The following is a 23,378-nucleotide window of genomic DNA, read 5'->3' on the forward strand; positions in this document are numbered from 1 at the left end:
GCGAATCTTACGCACACCTCCTGAGTGGTGGCAGCTTGCTATTTCCCGTCTGGAATTGGCACTTGGCCTCAGTGATCACGGTAGCCTCGACACAGATGATGGCCGCAACGCTGACGCGCGCGGAATTCAAAGCGCTATCTGACCTAAGATGAGATATTTGAGCCGCTCTTTTGATGAACTCTCAAAAGTCGCGACCATGCAATAACGTGAGTTGCCCCAATCGACGTAACGAAAAAGTACAACGGAAACAATGGTACTGCATAGCGCGGATTCCCAACCGGAAACGCATACGCGACAGCGAAGGCTGGTGCTAGTGCACAGTACGCATCCGAGTTGGGCCGCATTGTGGAGTGAGTGAGAGTGTGGATGCTCTGTCTATATAGACGGCAATATAGACGGTGCTTCACACATGGACTTGATGAATGATCTCACCGGGCATTTCAGCCGGATGGAGATTGTCGATAGCGGGCGTCGCCGGCGTTTCACGGATGAAGCGAAGCTGGCGATTGTGGCTGAGAGTTATAACGGCCCGCGGCAGGTGACGGCCACGGCGCAGCGTCATGGGATCACGCGCTGGCAGTTGAATGCCTGGCGCAGGGCCGCCCGGGAAGGACGGCTTGTCCACCGCTCGACAAACGGGTTTGTTCTAGCGATCGTTGTTGCCGAGCCGGTTGTTGCGAACACGCCACCTGCGGCGACTGTCGCTGTGCCTCCGCCTGTCAGCGACCACGGTCGCATGGAGGTGGTGAGTGCGAAAGACCGGCGTGTGATCGTCGGTCGGGATGTCGACGTGGACGTGCTGCTGCGGATTATGCGGGGTCTGGAGACGTTGCGATGAACCCGTTTCCGATGGGAACCGCATGGATACAAATAATGAGAGCGTACGTGAATACCTCTATCCGCGACAATCGATCCACTTTAATGATCAGGTAAGAACTGCACGTTTTCTACCTGCGGTAGACGCGATGTCGATCGCGGTTATGCAAAGGTTTTGGTGCATCAAACCCGTCGGACAATGCCTTCATAACCCCGGAAAATTCCAGCTTCTGCTGGCCCAAAATCGGGGGGCACTTCAATGGCGATAAGCGGCGGCGTTGATGCGACCCTTCGTGAGGAGATCAAGAGCCTGACGAAAACCGTCGAGAAGAACCACGAAGCGGTCGCCCCCACTCTTGCGGAGTGGAAAAAAATGAAAACCCTGGGCTACGGGATCTCAGGGCTGATCGCCTTCGCCGGCCTCACCATCGGCGGGGTTGTCGCTTACATGAGCGACGGGGCTGTCTCAGCGTTGAGGCATTGGCTCAAGATCAACTGACTGATATTGCGTTTACTTCCGCGGCGCCCGATCCAAAAAAAGCCCCGCCGAAACAGGGCAAGTTCATGGATCGCACAGGAGGAACACCCGTGCTTTCCTGCTGATATAACAAAACGGGGACCGGTTAGGTCCCGTCATCGCTCGCCGAGGATCAAAAAGGAGCCCCGCTGAACGGGGCAGTTTTGGAAAGACGGATCGCACAGGAACGAAGAGTTGGCGTACGGCCCCGTCATAAAGGGGCACCTCTGCGATCCTTCTGGTCTAACGATAGATAAGCGGAAAAGTTCCTGCACGGTTCCGTACCAATCGTTGAATTAGATCTCTAGTGGCCAAATATTCGCTGCTTAGTGGAGTTGCGGCGTCTCAGTGGCGTATCGCCGGTATGGCCGGTTCAGTCGCACAAGTCGTTCCTCCGTTTCGGGCTCCACGACCGTGCGAAGCCCTCCCGAAGCAGCTTCTTGCCGATCTCTTCCCCATTCGTTCGATAGATGTTGACGAGTGGCCGGTGCGACGGCGTCTTGTCGACTGCGCCGCTCGTCACGACACGCAATCCTTTTTCCGCCAAAAGCTCTTTCAGCCGTCCCTTGGCGATCGGCGCCAGCTTCCGTTCTTTGACGCACTTTGCGTGCGAACCGATCTCCGGCGTATCGATGCCCGAGACGAACGGAACACCTTCGCCCAGCAGCCGCATGTTCTGCCCATCGCATTTCACCGTGTCGCCGTCAACGACGGTCAACGATGCGCAGTAATCAATCCAGCAATCAATTCTCATTCCTTTTCTTGCGCTCCAAGATCACCTCGACACATAGCCAATGACGATGCTGGCGCCGCGGTGACCGCATTTGCATTACAGTCGCGGGCCTATTGCCGAAATCTTCGTATCCTTGCCGAGCCGTTTTTGCAGTGCCCATCGATCAAGCGGCCGTTTCCGTTTGCAGTCCACGTTCCTGCAAAAGGCCACTAGACCCTCCCACTCGGCCAGATCGCCGAGGGCACGATCCCTCTTCTGCGCGTCCTCAGGCTTCACATAGCCATCTCGTCGTGCCCATTCTTCGGGACCGTGGTGATAGGTAAGCTTGCACCGCTGGTAGTATCTGTTTTCGGTGCGCTGGCATCCGAGATTTTCCTTTGCGAGCGTTGGGAGGAGCGAAGGCATAGAAGCATTGCCATGCTTTGCAATGAGCTCGTCCCCGTCGAAGAATTTCAAAATCTCGCATTCCTCGCAGATCACGCCCACCCGCTTACCCGCATATGACTTTAGCCCCGTGCCGGCGTCGGACGAATTCCAATCATCGACGGTCATAGTCCGGCCGCCATCCGCGGGTCATGCCTCGGCTCATGGCACCTTCTGCCAATGCCAACTGCCGGCGAAGGTGCCGGATATCGTCGAGTAGCGTGCCGATCGCTGCGCGGACATTGTCGTCATGCCAAGCAAGAACTGCTTCAATTTCCCGCTCGGTCTCAACGTCATCCCGAATGGGGACAACACCACGTTTTGCTTGGGTCTCAGGCATGTCAGCGGCCGTGTGATGTCGTGCCTTGGTCAACAGGCTCCTCGGGACGCTTCCCCTGAAAATGCCAGTCGAAAAAGCCTGACTTAATCAAGCGGTTGTAAACTTCGCTGAATATTTCGTCAGTGTCCTTCAGTTTGCTGGAGAACCATTCCGGCTTCGTCGCATAGTCGTTGTGGTCGCGATAAGCTCTGTAAACACCGCACGCTTCAAGCGTAGCCATGTCGATTGCTACATCAAAGAAGCCAGCCGGGAAGGCCGAAGGTATTTCAAAAGCGCTGGCACTGAAGAGCTTGACTTGATCCGGTCGCCTTCCGGCAATCGCGTCCAACAAGTTCTTGTGCGCGTCCTCCCGCTGCATTTGGCCCGGTGGCGTCCAATAGAGACCGGAAAGGTCCATCTCATCTTCATCATGCATGGCTTCGCTGTCGGCCGATTGCTCTAGCATCGTCGTTTCTCCTTCGAGACAGACTTTCAGATTGGCGGCCGCCTCGCCGATGTTCTTATTATGTTCTCATCTGGATGCGAGTCAATAATCAATCTAGGCGAATTGCTTTTTAAGGCGTTGTTGATGAACTGCCAGCATGACCAAGCCGCCTCGCAAGCCTTCTAAGCCGCTGCTCGGTGACGCCGACGCGCTGCTACACAGTCGCCCACATCGGCGCCGAGATCCTAACCAGCCCAATCTCCCCTTAGATCCGATGCCTGATCGCATCGAGCCCTGCCTAGCGTTGCTCAAAGCCAGACCGCCGAAGGGCGACGATTGGGTGTATGAAATCAAATGGGATGGCTATCGCCTGTCGGTGCATATCGATCCGACGGGCATTCGCATCCTGACGCGCGACGGCCATGATTTGGTGCCGGCAGGCGGCCAAAGGGATATCCGGCTTTCCGAGGAGATCGAGACCGACGGTGATCAGCTGCTGGCGAGCGCCTGCGAACATGGGTTGGAAGGCATCATCGCCAAGCGCCGGGACTCGCCCTATCGGTCGGGACGTCTCGGCGACTGGGTGAAGATCAAACGCGTCCTGAGCGACAGCTTTGTCATCGTCGGTTGTAAGCGATCCACAGTCGCGCGCGCCGGCATCGGTCGGCTTCTGCTCGCCGCGCGCAAGGGTATGAAGCTGGTTTACGTCGGCGGGGTAGGGACCGGCTTCAATGAGCGGAATGCTTATGAGCTTCGTCAGAAGCTAGACCGCCTTATCACATCTACGCCGGCTGCGGTCGTCGATCGCAAGGGAGCAATTTTCGTGAAGCCGAAGCTCATTGCCGAGATCGAGTATAGGGGGTGGGCCGATGACGGCAAGCTGCGGCACGCATCTCACAAGGGGCTGCGGGAGGAGCAGGATAATGCCGGGGTTTCTGAGATAGAGTAGGCTCCCGCCGCTCTAGAATTCGAACGTGTCCGACTTGTAAGCCCGGCGAAACTCTGCGTCCCACGGATCGAAAAATTTCTCGCCCTTTGGAAGCGGCGGCTTCGCCGGCCGTTCGTCTTCGTCTCGGTTTTGGTTTTTCGAATCGTTCATAGCCACCTTCTACCGAGGTGACGCGGATGCGTCGACCGTAAGCCGAACACGTTTTGTGGCTATGGATAAAATGTGTGATTGGCGGGATGCCGCCCACTCCGCGGGCGAAGTGGCATGCCGCATCCAACTGAGTGTTGAAACTCCGCAATTGCCAAAGCTTGGATGGGTGTACATCGGATAGTGGAAATGCCCAGCGGGGGGTCGCGACGCCCGCCATTCCCTCAAACTCGCGTCGCGCTACATCGATTTTGTGGAGATAAGGTGGGAGGCCGAGATGGATCAGCGCAGCAGCCTGCGGGCGGTTATGATCGCAATGTTCCTGGTGGCGCTGTTCATCGTCGGAATTTACGCCGGTCAGCACATCGGACTTCTGCCGCGGATGTGATGCGAGGCGGGTCGCAAGGCCCGCCTCCTTTGGCCGTTTAATCCTTACGCCACCTAGGAAACGCGAATTACCTCGTTGGATAAAAGGAGCAGAAAACTGCCATCGTCGAGGCGCTCTGCAACGTCCCCTTCTTCGGTGACGTAGTCGGTCCTTGTATTTACGGACCGCCGAGAAGTCCGCATTTGTTCAATGACAGTATAATTTCGACCTTCAGCGTTTGAACAGCGGAAACGCTTCGTTTCAACGTAATTCATGTCCTTTGCCTCGGAGAATTGCACCTCATAAATATTTGGCGACAAAGGCGTAGAGTCAAGAAGAGTGGTGTCGTGTTTTTCTCCGGCACGAATTCGGCCATGAACAGCGCGGTCCTAGGATGACGGCTTGATCCCCGGAGAAACCGATGGTCATCTACTGGTAATGAGGGCGCCGACGGCAGCACCAAGCGACGCACCGAAGGTAATGCCAATCACAGCGTCGTCAAAAATCATCAGGCCGAAGGCGGCGCCTATTCCAATTCCGATCGTTGCGCCCAGTGCCATGTGATTTCATCTGCAAAAAGACCAGTTGCCGGTCAGATGGCAGCACATTGCCTTAGTGGCATGGCCAAATCAGGGTGCGCCCCCGCTGATCCGTAAGCGCTGTCGCTCTCTCGCACATTGACGCGTTCTTCCGGTTTAGCGCTATCTAACGGATGGTACTCTCGACGGCGTTCTTGCCGATCTCGATGCGACCATCGGCCAGCATGACGAAGCCAACACATGTCGAAATGGCATATGTTTATTACACGTGGCGTCCTTCTTCTTTTTGAGATGCCGCTGCCGCTTAACAAATGCGCTACACGCAAACCAAGCTACGTAGGTCATTAGAATGGCTAGCTGCTGCAACAAGATGGCGACGACGGCTATAAACTGGTCTAAATCGTCATAAGAGTCGTCCACAGTGGTGATATCTGGCGTGAACGTCATTCTGTCGCACACGTATGATGACAGAACGACCCAGATCACCGCCAAAAAATGCAATGTTTTCCGGCAATGTGGCCATCTCCGACCAGCGACCAAAGCCAAGATCGGAGCTGCGAGGTTGCTCGTAAGTATGATGGCGAACGCGAGTTCAGGCTTGATCATTGAAAATTGATCCTCCGCTGAATAGCTCAAGCTGTTGCGCTATCAATCATCGCATTCCATGTCAGCGATATCGTCAGCCAACACCGCAGCGTGCTCCGACAGAACCGCAGCCACATTGTCGAGAAGCATCGCCAATTCGGGATCGCTCACGAAAAGCTGCTCCTGCCTAACTTTCAACTTCCCGATATAGAATTGTGGATATGCAGTGAACCAGTCATCTGCTCGAGGCTTGCCATGCTGATGCTCCATTTAGTGTTCGCGAGTCCACAAGTACGGTGCGGCTCAGGCAATCCCATCAACATCGCCATCTTCGTCCAGTTCGTGCACTGGCAGATAGGTGTTCTTCTCCATCCACTCTCGAACGATAAACCTGATCATGTCATTGCGCGTCTTGCCAAGCTCGCCCGCCAGGTCGCGCAAGGCGTCTTCGACATCATCCTCCATCGAGACGCCGCCGGCATTGCGTAGCCGTAGAGCGGCGCGACGAAGCATGATCTGAAGATCCGCTCGCGAGATAGCTGCGATCCGATCGGCGGCGTCTTCGAGGAGGGTGGCGGTGTCATCCTTTACCAAGCTGCAATCCTTACTTTGATCAGCTTCATGTTGGGCCGGCCCATGGCATCAGCCTGGCGCTATTGAAGGGCGCCGCTTTCCGCGAACGCCCGAGCGACGGGTTCGAAATACTCATTTGGCGGAAACGAGTTCAGTTTGATCAAATGTTTCCGCAGAGCATCGAACTCAGAATATGCCACTTTGCGCTCCAAGGCTTCGTTGGCGAGGGCGTCCATGGCGTCACAGACGGACTCTACGGCTGCTTTATGAGCGTCAGCCTCAGATTTCGTGGAAAGGTGGGGGCTTGACCTAACATAAAGCCACGCATTTTCACGAGCATAAGCCGAGAGCGCTCGGATCTATCTTGCGATCGCCATATCCTTCTTATTCGGATCAATCACTCGTGTCCCTTTCCGCGGTAGGTTGTAGGGATTCCTGCAGCCTCATGGCACCGCGCAAGCGTCTCCAGCCATGCTGCTAACCCCGCCGGCACTTCAGTATTGCCAGCTTCCAGCGCTTCCACCCACGAGAGGTCCATTGCAGCGCACTGGCAAGGTTTATTGGCGTCCAGCGGATGTGGAGAAGGCATTCGGTGAAACGAGCAGGGGTCATGGTAGGCTCCAATTCGTGGTACGCCACACAGTGGCACCACTCGCGTCCATGTCAATCACACCGCGGCGGCTTGGTCCAAAATGATCCGGTCGGCTTTTCCCGTAGAACTTCTTCAAGCCTAAACGGCATCCCCGTTGGACATGTCTCCAAGGCGCGCCATAGAAAATGCGCGTCACCATCGTAACCGGAGAAGATGATGTCTGAACTTGATGATCTCTTGAGGCAAAAGGCGGAACTTGAAACCAGAATTCAGGAGGTCATGGCAGGCCAGATAGATCGGCTTAAACTAGAATTTGCCGATCTCGCCTATAAGCTTCGTGAAATCGGAGGGCTGCCGAACGCAGTCGAGTCCGTGTTCACCGACAAGGCCGGAACGTTCAATTCCTACCGTGTGATGCGTGTGAAGAAGGCGTAGGCAATCCCAACAGCCGACGTATTTGACTTTGACGCTGGCATACTATGCGAAGAATGCGGCGACCGCTGAGCGTGTGAGAGCCAGGATGGCTCGCCTCGGCGTAACTCCCGCAGGGCACAAGGTATGGACGGAGATCGAAGACGATTTCTGTCGTCTTCTGTATTTTGACCACTTCGCGCTGCGCCAAATACTCAGACATCGAACGGCGCGGGCAATTCAAGCGCGCTGCTGCGAGCTTGGATTTGGGCGGAAATATCACCGCTGGGGCCCATTAGAACGGCAGAAGCTTCGAAAGTTGTATCCCGAGGCTTCTCGGGAAGAGATATGCGCCACGTTTCCCGACATCCCCTGGGAAAACATCCAAGCCGCTGCTCGCTATTATGGTTATCGGCGAAAAAAGAAGCGATACGTCATAACGGGCATCGCAGCCAATGATCAGGTTCGAGCTTTTTGCTACGATCTGGGGTGGATAATGCGGGACCTGGATGAGGAAAGCGGCACAGGCCGCTACTTTCAGAGAAACGGCAGCAGGCGCAAGTATCCAGATTTCAAGGCGATAAGCAAAGCCGTCAAGGCGCTCGGGGGCATCCTCGAAGTCCGTTGGCAAGAGGAATGATGGCTCAGGGGTGTCAGGGCCGCATGTTGCATTCCATGTCGCGTGGATTCGCCGCTACCAAATTGAAACGCTTGGAAATCAACGCAAGCAGATGTAACACGCTTGCGACATGGGACTGGCTCGACTGAGTGGGCTGATCGCTCACTAACTAACTGAAATTGTCGAAGAAATTGATTGGCTGGGGAACCTGGATTCGAACCAAGATTAACGGAGTCAGAGTCCGTCGTTCTACCATTGAACTATTCCCCAGCATAAGCGAACCGGCGGGCGGTCGGCTGGTGTGCGGCGCTTATAACCAAAAGCCGGGGAATTGCAAATAGCTGTTTTGAAAAAAATCGGTGCTGCCGCGGAAAGGTGAAATCGCTGCAAATCCCTTGGTCCAAAAAAGAATTTGGCGATTTCGGCGGGCGCTGATATTCTTGCCGCAACGCAAAAATCGAATGAGCGCCTGCTGCATATCTCAAGACTTGCGCGGCGCGATGGAAAAACAACGTGGAAGACCCCGAAGGCGGCGCAAAGCCGCAATTTGACGGGGCGCCGGCGGCAGGGCGCAAGGACGGCAAGAAGTCCAGGCGCCGCAAGGGCAAACGTGGCGGGCAATCCCGCAACGCGGCCCATCCCGCTTCGCATGAGCCTTCCGGCGGTGCCGGACAGCCAGCGCGCCCGATAGAAGATGCAGCCGGGAATCCGGCCCGCAAGCGCAAGCGTCGCCGTCGTGGCGGCCATGGTGCCGTGCAGGACGGTCCATCTATCCCCCAGGCAATGGAACAGACGGCAGCGGCAGGCAATGCTGTCCGTTCCGATAGCGATTCAGCGCCGAGCCGTCGCAGCCGCCGCAAACACCGCGGCAAGCGCGGTCTACAGGGCCGGCCGCTGACATCGGCAAAACCAGCAGGTGCCCCGCAGCAGGAAAGCCGCGCGGAAGAAACGGTGCTCAGGGCCGACCTGCGTGAAGCACTGAATGGCGCGAGCGCCAACCGCAGGGGCCGCCAGGAAAGCCATTCCCATTCCGGGCATCAGGGTGATCGCCAGGCCGGCGAGCATGTGTGGCCGGAGGAGCTCTACGCCGCTCTCGATCTCGGCACCAACAATTGCCGTCTCCTCATTGCCCAGCCGACCCGTCCGGGTCAATTCCGTGTCGTCGATGCTTTTTCCCGCATCGTGCGCCTCGGCGAGGGCCTTGCGGCCAGCGGCCGTTTGTCCGACGAGGCGATGGAGCGGGCGATCGAGGCCTTGAGGATCTGCGCCTCCAAGCTCAGGAACCGGGAGATCCGCCGCATGCGGCTGATCGCCACCGAAGCCTGCCGCCAGGCAGTCAATGGCGAGGACTTCCTCAGCCGGGTCGTTGCCGAAACCGGCCTTGCGCTCGAGATCATCGATCGCGAGACAGAGGCGCGGCTTGCCGTCTCCGGCTGCTCCTCGCTGGTCGGTCGTGAGACGCGCTCCGTCGTGCTCTTCGATATCGGCGGCGGCTCGTCGGAGATCGCCGTCATCCGCATCGGCGACAATCGCTTCAGCCGCCTTGCCAATCACATCACCCACTGGACCTCGCTTCCGGTCGGCGTCGTGACGCTGTCGGAGCGCCATGGCGGGCACGACGTCACGCCGGAGGCCTTCGAAGGCATGGTGCGTGAAGTCGAAGGCATGCTTGGAAGCTTCGATTGCCCGGAGATCGAGGTCGCCCAGACCGGCGACTTTCACCTGATCGGCACATCGGGCACGGTGACGACGCTTGCCGGCGTGCATCTCGACCTGCCGCGTTATGACCGGCGCAAGGTCGATGGCATCTGGCTGTCCGACGATGAGGTCTCCGCCATGCAGGCAAAGCTTCTCTCCTGGGATTTCGCAAGCCGCGCCGCCAATCCCTGCATCGGGCCTGACCGGGCCGATCTGGTGTTGGCCGGCTGCGCCATTCTCGAGGCGATCCGCCGCCGCTGGCCGAGCCCGCGCATGCGGGTTGCCGATCGCGGCTTGAGGGAAGGCTTGCTCACCGACATGATGGCCGATGACGGCGTGTGGCGGCGCAACCGCAACCGCCGCGGCCAGCGCGTGAGATCGCGAGATAAGGAATAGGCATGACCAAGGCACCGATCGCGGGAAACCGCACCGGCCGCAAGCTCGGCCAGCGCGTCAAGAACAAGAAGATGAAGGCCTCCTCCCGCCAATGGCTGGAGCGCCACATCAACGATCCCTATGTGCAGCGCGCCCAGCTTGAAGGCTATCGCGCCCGTGCCGCCTTCAAGCTGCTGGAGATCGACGAGAAACATCACATCCTGCGCGGCGCCAGGCGCATCATCGATCTCGGCGCTGCCCCCGGCAGCTGGTCGCAGATCGCCGCCAAGGTCACCGGCTCGACAGATGATGATATTCGTGTGGCTGCGATCGATTTCCTCGAAATGACCCAACTGCCGGGGGTCAAGATCCTGCAGCTCGATTTCCTCGATCCCAGTGCGCCGGAAAAGCTGCTGGAGGCCGTCGGCGGTACACCGGATCTCGTCATATCGGACATGGCAGCGCCCACCACCGGCCACCACCGCACCGACCATCTGCGCACCATGCATCTGTGCGAAGTCGCGGCGCATTTCGCCGTCGAAGTGCTGGGGGAAGGTGGACACTTCCTCACCAAGACCTTTCAGGGCGGCACCGAGCGTGAGCTGCTCGCCATGCTCAAGCAGAACTTCCGCCAGGTCGTCCATGTCAAGCCGAACTCGTCGCGTGCCGAATCGGTCGAGATGTTCTTGCTGGCCAAGGGGTTCAAGGGGCGCAAGGCCGAAGGTGACGCAGAGGAAGCTTGATCTTTGGGCCGGTCCTGTCCGATGATGACGATCGACTGCCTAATTCCTTAAATCGGAATCGATGTAGGGATAAATTATGCAGCAATTGAAAGCGCCACAGCGTCCTTTGCGCGTCTCAAAGGAGGCGCGGCGCTGCGAGGATTTGAACCGCTGATCCCATGCTTCTTTACGTCACGCTCGGAACCAACGACCTTTATCGCGCAGGGCATTTTTACGATGCCGTGCTGCCTGTGCTCGGTTATCGTCGGCAGCGCTCTTCCGAAGAGGAAATCGGCTATGCCGCCGACGGCGATACGCGCTGCCGCTTCTGGGTGGTGACGCCGTTCAATCGCCGCCGGGCGACCTCGGGCAATGGCGCCATGGTGGCGCTTGCGGCCGAAACGCGGGCGGATGTCGATGCCTTCCATGCGGCGGCAATCGCGGCAGGCGCCGTGGATGAGGGTGAGCCCGGCCTGCGCTCCTACCATGCCCATTTCTACGCCGCCTATGTGCGCGATCTCGACGGCAACAAGCTCTCTGCCGTTTGCGAAAACCCGGAGTAACGGCTGCCTAAAGCGCGTCGCGATCTTTCAGATTCGCTCCCCGCGCTTTAGGTCGTTGTTTCCGCGCATGTCGTTGTCGCAAAATCGCTGCACACTTTTGCGCGACATGCTTTATTTCACCGCATGCTGTTCGGCTTCAACAGTTGCTGCCGTTATTGCCTTCGAGCGGTGGCCGGAAACGAGTGCGCCGGCATTGCGGTCCATCCGGATGAAGGGAATGGTCGCAATGACGGTCAGTCCGGCGATGATGTAGAAGGCGAGGTGGAAATCGGCCACCTGCAGCGCTTCGCCGCGGAAATAGATCGAGCTCTCCAGGATCGCGGCGGCGACCGCAACACCGAGCGCCAGGCTAACCTGCTGCATCACCGAACTCATCGATGTCGCCTGGCTGGCTTCGGCATCTTCGATATCGGCGAAGGCAAGCGCATTGACGCCGGTGAACATGAAGGAGCGGGAGAAGCCGCCGAGCAGCAGCACGCCGATGATGACGAGATGCGGCGTCGACGGCGTGAACAGGCCGGTGACGGCAGTCACCAGGGTCGTCACCATGGCGGCGCCGAGAAGCGTCGTGCGGAAGCCGGCGGCGGCGAAAACGCGCTTCGCCATGAACTTGGTGGTGATCGCCCCGATGGCGCCTGCAAAGGTGATGAGGCCGGATTGGAACGGCGTCAGCCCGAAGCCGAGCTGCAGCATCAGCGGCGTCAGGAAGGGCATGGCGCCGACGCAAATGCGAAAGAGCATGCCGCCCAAGGTGGAGGCCCGAAACGTCGGGTTCTTGAACAGGTTGAGATTGAGGATCGGCGCCGGGTGCCGCTTGGCATGGCGCACGTAGAGGACGCCGCAGATGAGACCGATCAAGGTGGCGGTGACGCCGATGATCGGGGGCAGGGCCGGCAGACTGACCACCGACAGGCCGAAGACGACGCCCGCAGCCGAAAGCGAGGTCAGCACGAAACCGGTGAAATCGAGCCGCGGCGGCGCCGTCGCTTCCACCTCCGGCAGAAAGATCGTCGCAAGCCAGATGCCGATGATGCCGACCGGCACGTTGATCAGGAAGATCCAGTGCCAGCTGAAATAGGTGGTGATGAAGCCGCCGAGCGGCGGGCCGGTGAGCGGGCCGACAAGGGCCGGAATGGTGAGCAGCGCCATGGCCGAGACCAGATCGCTGCGCTGCGTCGTGCGCACCAGCACGAGGCGGCCGACCGGCGTCATCATCGCGCCGCCCATGCCCTGCAGGAAGCGGGCAAACACGAATTCGACGAGGTTGGACGAGACGGCACAGAAAATCGAGCCGATGACGAAGACCGAGATGGCAAAGCGGAAGATTTTCTTGGCGCCGAACCTGTCGGCCATCCAGCCGCTGACCGGGATGAACACCGCCAGCGCCACCATGTAGGAGGTCAGCGCCAGCTTCAGCGTGATCGGCCCGACATTGAGATCCGCCGCAATCGCCGGCAGCGCCGTCGCAATGACGGTCGAGTCCATCTGTTCCATGAAGAGGGCGACGGCAAGGATCAGCGGGACGATGCGATTCATAGGCGGGAGCCTTGATGGGCGCGGAATGGAGCGGGGGAGGCCCGTGCTGTTTAGTCCCACTTCCCCGTTCTGCCAATCCCCCAATCCGAATCCCAATTCGGGTCGATGACACGTTTGCTTCACGTCTGCGTGACACGGCTTGCCGGCCAAAGTCGTCTATCAAAATTGACATATGTCTACCCGGGCCGGGGCAAGAAATCCGGCCGGAAACGTTATCGGGGCCGAGCGGCGGCACACCGCATGTCATGGGAGAATGGATATATGACAATTTCGACGCGAATGAAGCGGCGCACGCTTTTTGCCGCAGGCCTTGGCTTGGCTGCGGCGCCGGCAATTTTTAGAGATAAGGCCGAAGCGGCTGCGACTGGAGAAAGCAGAAATATGGATGGAACGCCTTTGCCCGAAATCGATCAATTCAAGCTCGGTTCCTATAAGTTTACCGTCGTCCGCGACGGTATCAACATTTCAGAAAAGCCCTACGAAACCTTCGGCACCAATCAGGACCCCGAAACGGTCAAGGCGTTGCTGACCGCAAACTTCCTGCCGGCCGACAAGTTCATGAATGGCTATACGCCGGCTCTCATCGATACCGGTTCGGATGTCATCCTCGTCGATACCGGCTTCGGCGCTGCCGGCCGCGCACGTGGCGCCGGCCAACTGACCGAAGGCCTGAAGGCTGCGGGATATTCGGCCGACGACGTCACGCTGGTGGCGCTGACCCACCTGCACGGTGATCATATCGGCGGCCTGATGGAAGACGGCGCGGCTGCCTTCAAGAATGCTTGCTATGTCGTCGGCCAGGCGGAATATGATTTCTGGTCGGACAAGGCACGTGAGGGCACGCCTGCCGAGGGCGGCCACAAGGCGGTGCTCGCCAATGTCGTACCGCTCGCCGAGAAGACTACTTTTATCAAAGAAGGTGATAGCGTCGCGCCCGGTGTGACTGCGGTGCTGGCGGCCGGCCACTCGCCGGGACATATGGTGTTCCACGTCGAATCCGAGGGCAAACGCCTTGTGCTCACCGGCGATACGGCCAACCATTATATCCTGTCGCTGCTGCGGCCGGATTGGGAGGTGCGCTTCGACATGGACAAGGCGCAGGCAGCCGCCACCCGCCGCAAGGTCTTCGAGATGATCGCGAGCGAGAAGATCGCCTTCCTTGGCTACCACATGCCCTTCCCGGCGGTCGGCTTCGTCGAAAGGCAGGATGGCGGTTATCGCTTCGTGCCGAAGAGCTATCAGTTCGACATCTGATCGGGAGCGGTTCCGCCTTTCGCGGAAGCGCTGGGCCGCTCTAACTTCTTGTTTTTATGCAATTCCGGACGGAAAAGTGCTGAGCGCTTTTCCCGCAATGCTCCTGGCGCATGGCACCCATGACGAGCCTGGCGGACATGCCGGGCTTTTTGCTATTTCCTTCCTGTCATAGACGTGTTACCAGCCCTCGCCAACTTCCAAGCAACCCATGCAGACCGCCGGGGCGGACGATTCGTTTCCGGACAGGGTCGCATTTTTATTAAATGAAGGAATTTGGCCATGGCACGTATCATTGAAACGGCAACCGGCGCAGACGCGCTTACCTTCGACGACGTGCTGCTGCAGCCCGGACATTCCGAGGTCATGCCCGGCCAGACGAATATCTCCACCCGCATCGCCCGCGATTTCGAACTCAACATCCCGATCATTTCATCCGCCATGGATACCGTCACCGAAAGCCGCCTGGCGATCGCCATGGCCCAGGCCGGCGGCATCGGGGTCATTCATCGCAACCTGACGCCGATCGAACAGGCCGAGCAGGTCCGGCAAGTGAAAAAGTTTGAAAGCGGCATGGTCGTCAATCCGGTGACGATCGGCCCCGATGCGACGCTTGCCGATGCGCTCGGGCTCATGAAATCCTATAGCATTTCCGGCATCCCTGTCGTCGAGAAGTCCGGCCGCCTCGTTGGCATCCTGACCAACCGCGACGTCCGCTTCGCTTCCGATCAGGAGCAGAAGATCCACGAACTGATGACCAAGGACAACCTGGTCACCGTCAAGGAGAGCGTCGATCAGCAGGAGGCCAAGCGGCTGCTGCATTCGCATCGCATCGAGAAGCTCTTGGTCGTGGACACCGAAGGCCGCTGCGTCGGTCTCATCACCGTCAAGGATATCGAGAAGTCGCAGCTGAACCCGAACGCTTCCAAGGATGCGCAGGGCAGGCTTCGCGCTGCCGCCGCCATCAGCGTCGGCGATGACGGCTTCGAGCGCGCCCAGCGGCTGATCGAGGCCGGTGTCGACCTTCTGGTCGTCGATACCGCCCATGGCCACTCGCAGCGCGTCCTCGATGCCGTCAGCCGCGTCAAGAAGCTTTCCAACTCGGTGCGCATCATGGCCGGCAACGTCGCCACCTATGACGGCACCAGGGCGCTGATCGATGCCGGCGCGGATGCCGTCAAGGTCGGTATCGGCCCGGGCTCGATCTGCACGACGCGCATCGTTGCCGGCGTCGGCGTGCCCCAGCTCGCCGCCATCATGTCGGCGGTGCAGGCCGCGAATGATCAGGACGTGCCCGTCATCGCCGATGGCGGCATCAAGTTCTCCGGCGATCTTGCCAAGGCGATCGCCGCGGGCGCTTCCGCCGTCATGATCGGCTCGCTGCTCGCCGGCACCGATGAAAGCCCGGGCGAGGTCTATCTCTACCAGGGACGCTCCTTCAAGGCCTATCGCGGCATGGGCTCCGTCGGCGCCATGGCCCGTGGTTCGGCCGACCGCTACTTCCAGGCCGAGGTGCGCGACACGCTGAAGCTCGTGCCTGAGGGCATCGAAGGTCAGGTGCCGTACAAGGGGCCGGTCTCGGGCGTCATCCACCAGCTCGCCGGCGGCCTCAAGGCGGCCATGGGTTATGTCGGCGGCAAGGATCTCAAGGATTTCCAGGAGCGGGCCACGTTCGTGCGCATCTCCGGTGCCGGTCTTCGCGAAAGCCACGCCCATGACGTGACGATCACCCGCGAGAGCCCGAACTATCCAGGCGCCGGCCTCTGATCATGAAGGCGGGCAGCGGGATTCCTCTCTGGGTCGTCGCGCTGCTCGCAGCCCTCTGCCTTGCCGTGCTCGCCTGGACGACCTTCGGCTTCGTCGTCCCGTTCAAGCACGAGACCGGCCAGGCGGTGCTCGATACCTATTTCGCCGGTTACGACGAGTCTGCGGTCTTCCACATGCAGAAGCTGCTCGATGAGAACGAGACGGCGACCAGATTGCTGCGCGCCATGTATTTCGGGCCGGAGCTGATCTTTCCTGCATTGCTGACGGCGCTGTTGTTCCTCGCCTTCCTCAAGCTCGGTCCCGACGGCGCATGGTTCGGCCGATCGGCGCATCCACTCGTCGGCAAGGCGATCTACCTGCTGCCGTTCATCTACGGCATCGCCGATTACGGCGAGAACATCTCGAGCCTTATGGCCTTCGGCAAGGGTGCGTCCGCAAGTCTTGCAACACAGCTGCTGCCGTGGATGACACGGCTGAAATTCGCAAGCCTCGCCATCTGCTTCATCGTCGCCGCCCGGCTCGCCGTCATGCGCTGGCTCTCTTCGCGGGAGCCCTGAAGCGGCGGTCAGCCCCTCCACCGCCAGGCTGGATTTGAAAGTCTTGCCACCATGAAATCGGAAAGGACCTCGACCTTCGCAGGTCGGCTCCGAGCAGAAGGGGTGACGAAATACAATGCGCCGGTAGGCAGCGTCCAGCCGGAAAGGATCGGCTTCAGCCGGCCGTCGATCAGATAGTCATACGCGAGAAATTCCGGCAGTTCGATGATCCCGAGGCCGCGTAGCGCCATCGGCACCAAGGCTTGCGAATTGGTGGCCCTGAGGGCGCCACTTGGCACTATGACCTCCTCTTTGCCTTCACTGTTACGCAAGCGCCAGACATCTTGGCGCGGCCTGTAGGCGTATCCGAGGCAATGGTGAGCAGCTAGCTCCCGAGGGTGTTCCGGCGCGCCATGTCGATCGATGTAAGCGGATGCAGCGAGAATGAAGCGATCAACCGGCGTGAGCTGGCGCGCGACCAATGATGAATCCGGCAGTACCGCAATTCGAAGCGCCGCATCAAAGCCGTCTCCCACGATATCGACGACGGCATCGCTCATATGCAGGTCGATGGAAATGTCCGGATAGAGCTCGAAAAAATCGGGCAGGATCGGGGCCAGCCAGCGTATGCCGAAGTCCATCGGCGCGGCAAGCCTGATGAGGCCCCTCGGCCGGGTAGCTAGCTCCCGGGCTGTGTTTTCTGCCGTCTCGGCCTCAGCATAGATCCGTGCGGCGCTGTCGATCAGTCGCAGGCCAAAATCGGTCAACGCGAGCTGCCGCGAAGTGCGGTTGAAAAGCCTTGCGCCCAGCCTCTGCTCAAGCCGGCTCACGGCACGCGAAACGGTCGGCACGGACACCCCAAGCGTTTGAGCCGCGCGCGCGAAAGAACGTTCTTCGGCGACTTTTGCAAACATCGCCAGGCCTTCGAAATCCGGAAATTTAGTCATATCATTCCTGAAACGATAACTTTCAATTCTTTCTATTTCGAAACGGTTCCGCCGTCCATATCTCAGCTCCAGTCGAACAAAGGAGACGACAATGACACAAAGACTGGATGCAAAGATTGCGGTCATCACCGGCGCCACCTCAGGCATTGGTCTTGCAACAGCGAAGCGATTCGTGGCCGAGGGCGCGCGGGTTTTCATTACCGGCCGTCGCTTGGATGTTCTCGATGCAGCCATCGCTGAGATCGGCGGTGGAGTTGTCGGCATTCAGGCTGATTCGGCCAATCTTGCCGACCTCGATCAACTCTATGAGCGGGTGAAGGCAGAGGCCGGGCGAATTGACGTGCTCTTCGTCAACGCGGGCGGAGGCTCCATGCTGCCCCTCGGGGAAATTACCGAAGAGCAGTATGACGATACTTTCGATCGGAACGTGAAGGGGGTTCTCTTTACGGTGCAGAAGGCCCTACCACTGCTTGCCCGAGGATCCTCGATCATATTGACGGGATCGACAGCAGGCTCGACCGGCACGCCTGCCTTCAGTGTTTATGCCGCATCGAAAGCTGCCTTGCGCAGCTTTGCGCGCAACTGGATCCTTGACGTGAAGGATCGCGGCATTCGGATCAACACGCTCAGTCCCGGTCCGACGGAGACGACTGGACTGGTCGAATTGGCGGGTAAGGACCCAGCCCAACAGCAGGGCTTGCTTGACTATCTTGCGGCCCAGGTGCCAATGGGCAGGGTCGGCCGCGCCGAGGAAGTTGCCGCAGCCGCACTCTTCCTCGCCTCGGATGATTCCAGCTTCGTCACCGGTGCCGAACTCTTCGTCGATGGCGGCAGCGCGCAGGTCTGATGAAACCGGGCGGCCCGCCATATTCTAATGGCGGGCGGCCGACGCTGGTATCCTTTTCTCCTTTCGGCTACTGCTCGCAACGAATGCGAAGCGGAAAGGAAACAGCCATATGACCGGCTATCAAATCTTCTGGCCACTGCTTGCCCATGTGGCCCTGGTCTATGGTCTTTACGTGCTTCTTGGGCTTCGGCGCGCAAAAATGGTCCGCGCCGGCAGCATCGCGAAATCGGATTATCGCGAAAACCGCGGCGAGCCGGCCCAAAGCCTTGCCGTCAAGAACTGCCTCGCCAACCAGTTCGAACTGCCTGTGCTCTTCCATGTCTGCTGCATTCTTATTTATATCACGGACGCCGACAATATCGTCACCGTCGGGCTTGCCTGGATTTTCGTTGCCCTGCGTTATGCTCACGCCGCTGTCCACGTCACCAGCAACGAATTGCGCTATCGCAGCCCGCTTTTTGCGGCAGGCTATGTCGGACTCGCTGCCATGTGGATCTGGCTCGCCGTTTGGATGGCAATGGGCTGAACCTGCGTCGATCGCAGCCAACAGGACTCCGTGCTCTATGTCCTCGACAACGCGAGGACTGTCTCTCTTCTCTGCGGGAGGATGACACAACCTGTCGAGGTCTTTTCGATGCCCCGTCAATCGCCGCGATATGCTGTGAGGGCTTGATTTCACAGGCTTTTGCCGACCGTTAAAATCCGAACGGTTCCATTTACGGCAGGTGAAGGCTTGCATGTCATACCCGCCCGACGCGCTGGTTGGCAGATTGCTCCGCCGCGAACGATAAGAATGGGAACGACATGGGCGCGGAAAGCATGGATCGGATAGGCCTGCGAAGGAAGCCGAAACAGGAGCGCAGCATCCAGAGGCTGGACCTCATTCTCGCCGCCGCCGCCAAGATCATCGCCGAAAAGGGCGTCAGCGCCATGCGGATGACGGAGCTCGCCGCCGCCGCCAAGGTGCCGATCGGCTCGGTCTACCAGTATTTCCCGGAGAAGGCGGCGATCGTCAAAGCCCTGTTCGACCAGCATGCCTCGGCGATCCAGACGAAGATGGCGGCGATGTTTGCCGACGTACGGTCACTCGACCAGGCGCTCGACGTCGTCTGCGCCACCATCGACTGGTATTACGATTCCTACCATAACGATCCCGTTTATCTCGGCGTCTGGATGGGAACGGAGACCGATCAGGATCTGTTGCAGCTGAATATCGAGCATAGCGCTCACGTCGCCGGCATCTTCCATGACGCCGTGCGCCGGCTGGCTCCCGACCTTTGTGACGAAGAAATGTATGCGCGCACTTACCTGTTCAGCCACCTGATCGGCGCCGTGATCCGACTTGCCGCCGTCAGCGAGGAGGCCTTGGCACAGCGTATGCTCGAGGAGTGGAAGCGCGTCATCCGCGCCTCTCTTTTCACCGCGACCGTGCCGGCTGCTGCCTGAGAACTCTTACCAGCTTGGCACCATATTGGCCGCCTTCAACCGCGGATAAAGGCGCGCCTGGGCGGATTTGACGTCCGCCTCCAGGCTATCGTCGACGACAGTAGGCGTGATATTGTCGAGGCAGGCGGTGATATGCGCCGTGATCGCGTTCATCAGCGAGAGCGAAACGCCCGGCCGCTTCATGATGCCAATCTGCACCGGCGGCAGCGCCGGAAAGCCGTCCGCCTGGCTCAGCACCTTCATGCCCGTCCGCAGCGCCGATTCCGGCATCACCGAAACCGCCATGCCGGCAAGGACGGCGGCTGCAACGACGGTGCAGGACCAGCTGGTGAATAGAATCTGGTGCTCGCGTCCCACAGCATCGAGCGCCGAGCAGGCGAGCTGGCGCCACTGGCAATCGCGCCGGCCGACGGCAAGCGGCACCGGCGCGTCGTCGCGGATCGGATGGTTGGCCGAGCCCACCCAGCAGAGCGGCTCGGTTCTCACCACATCGGACATGCGCTCGCGCGGATTGTGAGTGACGAGCGCGATGTCGAGCTCGCCCTTGTGCATGCGTTCGGCAAGATCCACCGAGGGCTCGCAGACGATATAAAGCTCGACATTCGGATGCGTCTTGGCGAAGCGGCCGATGATTTCGGGCATATAGCGGTCGGCATAATCGTCCGGCGTGCCGATCCGCAGCGTCCCCTCCAGCCTGTTGTCGTCAAAGGCCGCGATCGCCTCATTGTTGAGGCGGATGATGCGCCGGGCATAGTTGAGCAGCTTTTCGCCCTCGACCGTCAGCCGGTTGCCGCGGCCGTCCTTGATGAACAGCTGCTTGCCGATGCGTTCCTCGAGACGGCGCATCTGCATGGAGACAGCCGATTGGGTCTTGTAGACCCTGTCGGCGGCCTTGGTGAAGCTGCCGGAATCGACGATGGCGATGAAAGTCTGCAATTGGTCGAGATCAAGAGGCGCGGACATGTTGTCACCCATAAAGATAGCTGATGATAATCATTAGAAACATTCGTTGGACTGATCAATAGGTCTTTGGCATCTTCGGGATGCAAATCAAGCAAAGTGAAGGACAGACACCCTGCCTGTCCGAGCCCAATTCAGCCTTGCTCCCTCCCGCGCGACCTCGTGGGAGGGATGGGTTGCTGTGTGCCTAAAAGAAAATCGAAAGAAAGGAGAGTCCCATGCGGATGACAGACAGAACAATAGAACTCGACTGCGGCAAGCTCACCCCGACGTTTTCCCAGCGTCTGGTAGCAGGCATCGCACCGTTGACCTCCCTCTTTCGCGGGTTCCGCAATCGCATGGAGATCAACGCGCTGCACGATCTGAACGACACCCAGCTGAGGGATATCGGCCTTAGCAGGGCCGACCTGACCTCTGCGTTCCTGGCGTCGACCTTCTTCGAGGACCCGTCGGAACATCTGACGCGCTCGGCGCGCAATCGCTGGCGCCTGTCGCTCTTCCGCTCCTACGAACAGTAGGAGCGTCGAGTTTCCCCGCAGGGTGATAGCCAATAGCCCTGCCGCTTGACCCGGTGATCGGCTTTCCCAAGCCATCTCCGGGTTTTTTTATGCGCAAAAGCATGTCGCGCAAAGTGTTGTCGCGGTTTTGCGGCAACGACATGCGCGAAACCAAGGACCTAAAGCGTGGCAAGCGAAATCTGAAAGATCGCGACGCGCTTTAGTACGCTATTCGCTTTTTTCCGAGGAGGGCTTCGGCCGATAGGTTTCGAAGATCGCTTCCAGGTTCCGCTGATAGTTCTTCTGCACTTCAAGTCCGCTGTCGAACATGGCGTTCAGCATCTCGGTATAGCTGTCGGCATTGACCTTCGCCTCTTCCTTCGGCGCCTCCGGCGTCTTGGTCTTGGTTGGGGCCGCCGGCTGCTTGCCGAGCCCGCCCATCATCTCCTGGAAGGCCTTGGCGAAGGGATTGTCGAGGAAGGGGTTCTGCTGAGATGTCGCTTCCGGCCTCGGCACCGAAAACATCAGCTGCATTGCCTGGGTGAAGGGATTGTCGAAGATGCTGGGGTCCGGAGCAGTCTTCGGCTTCGGCGCAAAGCCGGTGCTTTCCAGCCACTTCTGCATGGTCTCGCCCATCGCCGTGTTGACGAAGGGGTTGACCGGCGAGGCCATCTGGCCGGTCGTCTGCTTGAACAGCCCACCCATCAGCGTATCGGCCAGCACCGGCAGCATCCGCTTGTAGATATCCTGGCCGATCCCGGTCATCTGTGCCGCCTGGGCGGCGACCGCGCGCGAAACCTCCTTCGAGCCGAAGAGCTGGGCAAGGATGTTGTTGCCGTCGGAAATACCCTCCGGCGTGAAGGCCCGGCTCATATCCTCGAAATATCGCGCATAGTTGCCGGAGGAGACCGCCTGCATCAGTCCGACGAAATCATAGGGATTGCTAGTGCTGCGTTTCAGCCCGGCGGAAAAGGCCGGCATCAGCGCCGCCATCGCCTTTGTCGCCTGTTCCTGCGCAAGGTTGAACTGCCGGGCGATTGCTTCCATCGCCGCGCCGTTCTGCGCCTGCATCATCATGTCGAAGAGTGGCAGCATGGAAGTCCCTTTCCCCCGGTCGTGACGCGTTGTAACGCCACTATAACCGGAAATGGTAATGCGCAAACGGCTTTTTGCCATAAGAACTTAGCGTGATGAGGCGAAAGCGGCCATAGCGACGGCCGGCCGTCACTTCCGTCGGCCTATATGGTATCCTTACCGGAAACCGATCCCTGCGCGCCGGCGTTCTTCTTCCATGGCCGAAACCAAATCCTCCACTGGTCACGACGAGGTGCCGCCGAGTGAAGACGGTGCGAAGCCGGGCGCCGACATTTCCTTCCCCTATGACAGGATGACCGTCGAACAATTCCGAAGACGCTTTCCCTGTGCCCGCTGGAGCGATGCCCGCAAGGCCTGGTTCGTTCCCGGGCGGACGGCGTCCCGCCGCATCGGGCAATGGCTTGCCGAGATGGAGGCCGAAGCCGACGCCCATGCGGATGCGAAGGGCCGCGACGCCTTCGCCTTCGATCCCATCGACAGTCCTTACCTTGAACTTGGCAAGGCCGGCTTTCGAATCCGCACGCCCTATTCGAAGACCGTCGTCGACGAACTGCGCGAGGTGCCACTCTCGCGATGGGACGGTGATCTCAAAATATGGCACGTTCCCTTCCGGTCCTATGAGGAACTCAGACGCCGGTGGCCGGAGATCGAGGCGGCGGCGCGCAGAAACGAACCGGAAGAAAGACGACGTCGAGCCGAAGAGCGGAAGGGGACCGAACAGGATGTGCGCAGCAAGCTCCGCTCGGCGGAACGGAAGCGTCATCGATACCCGCTTCCGAGCGACGACTTGCCGCCGATAGGTCGTCCTGTGGTCACCGCCTACGGAATCGTCGTCTTTACAGAGATCGCCGGCGAACTGGTCGACCCGGATGTCGTTACGGACTTCTATCCCGGCGTGACCGAGGATCATGTCTGGGGATATTGGCGGGTCCCCACTTTGGAAGAACTCGTCCGCACCTGGCCTGCGAAGATGCCACCGGTTCAGGAGGCCGAGTGGTGGCTGCCGACGATCGAGGAACTAAGGCCCGCCCGCCGCACGGCAAGATCGCGCGAAGCCAGGAAGCGCGCGAAGGCGCCGTGACCACGGCTTGCCACAGCATATT

The 23,378-nt window shown here is 59.4% G+C and carries 26 protein-coding genes, 1 tRNA gene and 2 pseudogenes; 16 read left to right on the forward strand and 13 right to left on the reverse strand.

All coding sequences use genetic code 11. The features are described from left to right. The first annotated feature begins 409 nt into the window (after nt 1–409). Both tnpA and AC245Y_RS02445 read left to right on the forward strand, forming a co-directional pair. Nucleotides 410–838, forward strand: coding sequence for an IS66-like element accessory protein TnpA (tnpA, locus tag AC245Y_RS02440; RefSeq protein ID WP_017993016.1), 429 nt, complete (start codon nt 410–412; stop codon nt 836–838). Between the two features lie 231 nt (nt 839–1,069). Then, a pseudogene (locus tag AC245Y_RS02445) lies at nt 1,070–1,315 on the forward strand (hypothetical protein); the annotation flags it as partial. A gap of 391 nt (nt 1,316–1,706) precedes the next feature. Here AC245Y_RS02445 and AC245Y_RS02450 read toward each other — a convergent pair. The 4 genes from AC245Y_RS02450 to AC245Y_RS02465 all read right to left on the reverse strand — a co-directional run bounded on the left by AC245Y_RS02450 (nt 1,707) and on the right by AC245Y_RS02465 (nt 3,274). Beyond that, the gene (locus AC245Y_RS02450; protein ID WP_011650577.1) at nt 1,707–2,087 is read right to left on the reverse strand and encodes a thermonuclease family protein; all 381 of its coding nucleotides are present in this window, start codon (nt 2,085–2,087) and stop codon (nt 1,707–1,709) included. Between the two features lie 75 nt (nt 2,088–2,162). Next, nucleotides 2,163–2,618 (reverse strand): hypothetical protein, encoded by a 456-nt coding sequence (locus tag AC245Y_RS02455; RefSeq protein ID WP_017993018.1) that lies wholly within the window; start codon nt 2,616–2,618, stop codon nt 2,163–2,165. Next, the gene (locus AC245Y_RS02460) at nt 2,605–2,829 is read right to left on the reverse strand and encodes a hypothetical protein (RefSeq protein ID WP_017993019.1); all 225 of its coding nucleotides are present in this window, start codon (nt 2,827–2,829) and stop codon (nt 2,605–2,607) included. Before AC245Y_RS02460 ends, AC245Y_RS02455 begins: the two co-directional genes overlap by 14 nt. Before the next feature lies 1 nt (nt 2,830). Next, nucleotides 2,831–3,274 (reverse strand): hypothetical protein, encoded by a 444-nt coding sequence (locus AC245Y_RS02465; RefSeq protein WP_011650579.1) that lies wholly within the window; start codon nt 3,272–3,274, stop codon nt 2,831–2,833. A gap of 136 nt (nt 3,275–3,410) precedes the next feature. Here AC245Y_RS02465 and AC245Y_RS02470 point away from each other — a divergent pair, with 136 nt between their 5' ends. Further along, nucleotides 3,411–4,202 carry an ATP dependent DNA ligase gene (locus AC245Y_RS02470; protein ID WP_017993020.1) on the forward strand — a complete coding sequence of 264 codons (792 nt, stop codon included), beginning with the start codon at nt 3,411–3,413 and terminating at the stop codon, nt 4,200–4,202. A 939-nt stretch (nt 4,203–5,141) separates the two neighbouring features. Here AC245Y_RS02470 and AC245Y_RS02475 read toward each other — a convergent pair. The 3 genes and pseudogenes from AC245Y_RS02475 to AC245Y_RS02485 form a co-directional block, all read right to left on the reverse strand. After that, nucleotides 5,142–5,276, reverse strand: a complete 135-nt coding sequence (locus AC245Y_RS02475; RefSeq protein WP_011650582.1) for a hypothetical protein — start codon at nt 5,274–5,276, stop codon at nt 5,142–5,144. An 867-nt stretch (nt 5,277–6,143) separates the two neighbouring features. Continuing rightward, nucleotides 6,144–6,434: a ribbon-helix-helix protein, CopG family gene (locus AC245Y_RS02480; protein ID WP_011650586.1), complete on the reverse strand. Its 291-nt coding sequence runs from the start codon at nt 6,432–6,434 to the stop codon at nt 6,144–6,146. A gap of 376 nt (nt 6,435–6,810) precedes the next feature. Next, nucleotides 6,811–7,025 (reverse strand): annotated as a pseudogene (locus AC245Y_RS02485) (hypothetical protein). Nucleotides 7,026–7,221: 196 nt separating this feature from the next. On the opposite strand from AC245Y_RS02485, the gene AC245Y_RS02490 reads away from it, so the two are divergent. Together AC245Y_RS02490 and AC245Y_RS02495 are read left to right on the forward strand one after the other, a co-directional pair. Further along, entirely contained in the window at nt 7,222–7,440 is a 219-nt protein-coding gene (locus AC245Y_RS02490; RefSeq protein WP_026157258.1) for a hypothetical protein, read from the forward strand. 85 nt (nt 7,441–7,525) lie between these two features. Beyond that, on the forward strand, nt 7,526–8,056 hold the full coding sequence (locus tag AC245Y_RS02495) for a hypothetical protein (protein ID WP_017993023.1): 531 nt from the start codon (nt 7,526–7,528) through the stop codon (nt 8,054–8,056). Nucleotides 8,057–8,231: 175 nt separating this feature from the next. Here AC245Y_RS02495 and AC245Y_RS02500 read toward each other — a convergent pair. Both AC245Y_RS02500 and AC245Y_RS02505 read right to left on the reverse strand, forming a co-directional pair. Further along, nucleotides 8,232–8,305: transfer RNA gene (locus tag AC245Y_RS02500), tRNA-Gln, on the reverse strand. 40 nt (nt 8,306–8,345) lie between these two features. Further along, the gene (locus AC245Y_RS02505) at nt 8,346–8,513 is read right to left on the reverse strand and encodes a glycosyltransferase family protein (protein WP_017993024.1); all 168 of its coding nucleotides are present in this window, start codon (nt 8,511–8,513) and stop codon (nt 8,346–8,348) included. Nucleotides 8,514–8,548: 35 nt separating this feature from the next. Between AC245Y_RS02505 and AC245Y_RS02510 the strand changes: the two genes are divergently transcribed. From AC245Y_RS02510 to AC245Y_RS02520, 3 genes are all read left to right on the forward strand, one after another. Next, nucleotides 8,549–10,129 carry a Ppx/GppA phosphatase family protein gene (locus AC245Y_RS02510; protein WP_011650590.1) on the forward strand — a complete coding sequence of 527 codons (1,581 nt, stop codon included), beginning with the start codon at nt 8,549–8,551 and terminating at the stop codon, nt 10,127–10,129. A 2-nt stretch (nt 10,130–10,131) separates the two neighbouring features. Continuing rightward, nucleotides 10,132–10,851, forward strand: a complete 720-nt coding sequence (locus tag AC245Y_RS02515; RefSeq protein ID WP_017993025.1) for an RlmE family RNA methyltransferase — start codon at nt 10,132–10,134, stop codon at nt 10,849–10,851. Between the two features lie 158 nt (nt 10,852–11,009). Further along, entirely contained in the window at nt 11,010–11,393 is a 384-nt protein-coding gene (locus AC245Y_RS02520) for a VOC family protein (protein ID WP_003545712.1), read from the forward strand. A 111-nt stretch (nt 11,394–11,504) separates the two neighbouring features. Here AC245Y_RS02520 and AC245Y_RS02525 read toward each other — a convergent pair whose 3' ends face one another. Then, nucleotides 11,505–12,929: a DHA2 family efflux MFS transporter permease subunit gene (locus AC245Y_RS02525; RefSeq protein WP_017990373.1), complete on the reverse strand. Its 1,425-nt coding sequence runs from the start codon at nt 12,927–12,929 to the stop codon at nt 11,505–11,507. A 261-nt stretch (nt 12,930–13,190) separates the two neighbouring features. On the opposite strand from AC245Y_RS02525, the gene AC245Y_RS02530 reads away from it, so the two are divergent. The 3 genes from AC245Y_RS02530 to AC245Y_RS02540 all read left to right on the forward strand — a co-directional run bounded on the left by AC245Y_RS02530 (nt 13,191) and on the right by AC245Y_RS02540 (nt 16,504). Beyond that, nucleotides 13,191–14,183 (forward strand): MBL fold metallo-hydrolase, encoded by a 993-nt coding sequence (locus AC245Y_RS02530; RefSeq protein WP_017993026.1) that lies wholly within the window; start codon nt 13,191–13,193, stop codon nt 14,181–14,183. Between the two features lie 279 nt (nt 14,184–14,462). Further along, nucleotides 14,463–15,947 carry an IMP dehydrogenase gene (gene guaB, locus AC245Y_RS02535; protein ID WP_017993027.1) on the forward strand — a complete coding sequence of 495 codons (1,485 nt, stop codon included), beginning with the start codon at nt 14,463–14,465 and terminating at the stop codon, nt 15,945–15,947. Nucleotides 15,948–15,949: 2 nt separating this feature from the next. Continuing rightward, nucleotides 15,950–16,504, forward strand: coding sequence for a hypothetical protein (locus AC245Y_RS02540; RefSeq protein ID WP_017993028.1), 555 nt, complete (start codon nt 15,950–15,952; stop codon nt 16,502–16,504). 8 nt (nt 16,505–16,512) lie between these two features. On the opposite strand, the gene AC245Y_RS02545 is transcribed toward AC245Y_RS02540, so the two are convergent. Continuing rightward, complete coding sequence (locus AC245Y_RS02545) at nt 16,513–17,430, reverse strand: LysR family transcriptional regulator (protein ID WP_017993029.1); 918 nt, start codon at nt 17,428–17,430, stop codon at nt 16,513–16,515. Between the two features lie 91 nt (nt 17,431–17,521). Here AC245Y_RS02545 and AC245Y_RS02550 point away from each other — a divergent pair, with 91 nt between their 5' ends. The 3 genes from AC245Y_RS02550 (at nt 17,522) to AC245Y_RS02560 (ending at nt 19,723) form a co-directional block, all read left to right on the forward strand. After that, a complete protein-coding gene (locus AC245Y_RS02550; protein WP_017993030.1) occupies nt 17,522–18,277 on the forward strand; it encodes an SDR family oxidoreductase in 756 nt (251 codons plus the stop codon). Nucleotides 18,278–18,386: 109 nt separating this feature from the next. After that, nucleotides 18,387–18,803 (forward strand): MAPEG family protein, encoded by a 417-nt coding sequence (locus tag AC245Y_RS02555; RefSeq protein ID WP_017993031.1) that lies wholly within the window; start codon nt 18,387–18,389, stop codon nt 18,801–18,803. Between the two features lie 278 nt (nt 18,804–19,081). After that, on the forward strand, nt 19,082–19,723 hold the full coding sequence (locus AC245Y_RS02560; protein ID WP_017993032.1) for a TetR/AcrR family transcriptional regulator: 642 nt from the start codon (nt 19,082–19,084) through the stop codon (nt 19,721–19,723). A 6-nt stretch (nt 19,724–19,729) separates the two neighbouring features. Here AC245Y_RS02560 and AC245Y_RS02565 read toward each other — a convergent pair whose 3' ends face one another. Next, nucleotides 19,730–20,686 carry a LysR substrate-binding domain-containing protein gene (locus AC245Y_RS02565; protein WP_032986695.1) on the reverse strand — a complete coding sequence of 319 codons (957 nt, stop codon included), beginning with the start codon at nt 20,684–20,686 and terminating at the stop codon, nt 19,730–19,732. 215 nt (nt 20,687–20,901) lie between these two features. On the opposite strand from AC245Y_RS02565, the gene AC245Y_RS02570 reads away from it, so the two are divergent. Beyond that, the gene (locus tag AC245Y_RS02570) at nt 20,902–21,201 is read left to right on the forward strand and encodes a DUF1127 domain-containing protein (RefSeq protein WP_017993033.1); all 300 of its coding nucleotides are present in this window, start codon (nt 20,902–20,904) and stop codon (nt 21,199–21,201) included. A gap of 207 nt (nt 21,202–21,408) precedes the next feature. On the opposite strand, the gene AC245Y_RS02575 is transcribed toward AC245Y_RS02570, so the two are convergent. Beyond that, nucleotides 21,409–22,275, reverse strand: a complete 867-nt coding sequence (locus AC245Y_RS02575) for a DUF937 domain-containing protein (protein WP_017993035.1) — start codon at nt 22,273–22,275, stop codon at nt 21,409–21,411. A gap of 196 nt (nt 22,276–22,471) precedes the next feature. On the opposite strand from AC245Y_RS02575, the gene AC245Y_RS02580 reads away from it, so the two are divergent. Then, the gene (locus AC245Y_RS02580) at nt 22,472–23,356 is read left to right on the forward strand and encodes a hypothetical protein (RefSeq protein WP_017993036.1); all 885 of its coding nucleotides are present in this window, start codon (nt 22,472–22,474) and stop codon (nt 23,354–23,356) included. Nucleotides 23,357–23,378: the final 22 nt, after the last annotated feature.

The organism is Rhizobium sp. SRDI943 (assembly GCF_057653695.1).

Bases quoted from the DNA above. Each gene is read 5' to 3' on its own strand.
- tnpA (WP_017993016.1), top strand. From the start codon at position 410: ATGGACTTGATGAATGATCTCACCGGGCATTTCAGCCGGATGGAGATT.
- AC245Y_RS02450 (WP_011650577.1), bottom strand. From the start codon at position 2,087: ATGAGAATTGATTGCTGGATTGATTACTGCGCATCGTTGACCGTCGTT.
- AC245Y_RS02455 (WP_017993018.1), bottom strand. From the start codon at position 2,618: ATGACCGTCGATGATTGGAATTCGTCCGACGCCGGCACGGGGCTAAAG.
- AC245Y_RS02460 (WP_017993019.1), bottom strand. From the start codon at position 2,829: ATGCCTGAGACCCAAGCAAAACGTGGTGTTGTCCCCATTCGGGATGAC.
- AC245Y_RS02465 (WP_011650579.1), bottom strand. From the start codon at position 3,274: ATGCTAGAGCAATCGGCCGACAGCGAAGCCATGCATGATGAAGATGAG.
- AC245Y_RS02470 (WP_017993020.1), top strand. From the start codon at position 3,411: ATGACCAAGCCGCCTCGCAAGCCTTCTAAGCCGCTGCTCGGTGACGCC.
- AC245Y_RS02475 (WP_011650582.1), bottom strand. From the start codon at position 5,276: ATGGCACTGGGCGCAACGATCGGAATTGGAATAGGCGCCGCCTTCGGC.
- AC245Y_RS02490 (WP_026157258.1), top strand. From the start codon at position 7,222: ATGTCTGAACTTGATGATCTCTTGAGGCAAAAGGCGGAACTTGAAACC.
- AC245Y_RS02495 (WP_017993023.1), top strand. From the start codon at position 7,526: ATGGCTCGCCTCGGCGTAACTCCCGCAGGGCACAAGGTATGGACGGAG.
- AC245Y_RS02505 (WP_017993024.1), bottom strand. From the start codon at position 8,513: ATGCAGCAGGCGCTCATTCGATTTTTGCGTTGCGGCAAGAATATCAGC.
- AC245Y_RS02515 (WP_017993025.1), top strand. From the start codon at position 10,132: ATGACCAAGGCACCGATCGCGGGAAACCGCACCGGCCGCAAGCTCGGC.
- AC245Y_RS02520 (WP_003545712.1), top strand. From the start codon at position 11,010: ATGCTTCTTTACGTCACGCTCGGAACCAACGACCTTTATCGCGCAGGG.
- AC245Y_RS02525 (WP_017990373.1), bottom strand. From the start codon at position 12,929: ATGAATCGCATCGTCCCGCTGATCCTTGCCGTCGCCCTCTTCATGGAA.
- AC245Y_RS02530 (WP_017993026.1), top strand. From the start codon at position 13,191: ATGACAATTTCGACGCGAATGAAGCGGCGCACGCTTTTTGCCGCAGGC.
- guaB (WP_017993027.1), top strand. From the start codon at position 14,463: ATGGCACGTATCATTGAAACGGCAACCGGCGCAGACGCGCTTACCTTC.
- AC245Y_RS02540 (WP_017993028.1), top strand. From the start codon at position 15,950: ATGAAGGCGGGCAGCGGGATTCCTCTCTGGGTCGTCGCGCTGCTCGCA.
- AC245Y_RS02545 (WP_017993029.1), bottom strand. From the start codon at position 17,430: ATGACTAAATTTCCGGATTTCGAAGGCCTGGCGATGTTTGCAAAAGTC.
- AC245Y_RS02550 (WP_017993030.1), top strand. From the start codon at position 17,522: ATGACACAAAGACTGGATGCAAAGATTGCGGTCATCACCGGCGCCACC.
- AC245Y_RS02555 (WP_017993031.1), top strand. From the start codon at position 18,387: ATGACCGGCTATCAAATCTTCTGGCCACTGCTTGCCCATGTGGCCCTG.
- AC245Y_RS02560 (WP_017993032.1), top strand. From the start codon at position 19,082: ATGGGCGCGGAAAGCATGGATCGGATAGGCCTGCGAAGGAAGCCGAAA.
- AC245Y_RS02565 (WP_032986695.1), bottom strand. From the start codon at position 20,686: ATGTCCGCGCCTCTTGATCTCGACCAATTGCAGACTTTCATCGCCATC.
- AC245Y_RS02570 (WP_017993033.1), top strand. From the start codon at position 20,902: ATGCGGATGACAGACAGAACAATAGAACTCGACTGCGGCAAGCTCACC.
- AC245Y_RS02575 (WP_017993035.1), bottom strand. From the start codon at position 22,275: ATGCTGCCACTCTTCGACATGATGATGCAGGCGCAGAACGGCGCGGCG.
- AC245Y_RS02580 (WP_017993036.1), top strand. From the start codon at position 22,472: ATGGCCGAAACCAAATCCTCCACTGGTCACGACGAGGTGCCGCCGAGT.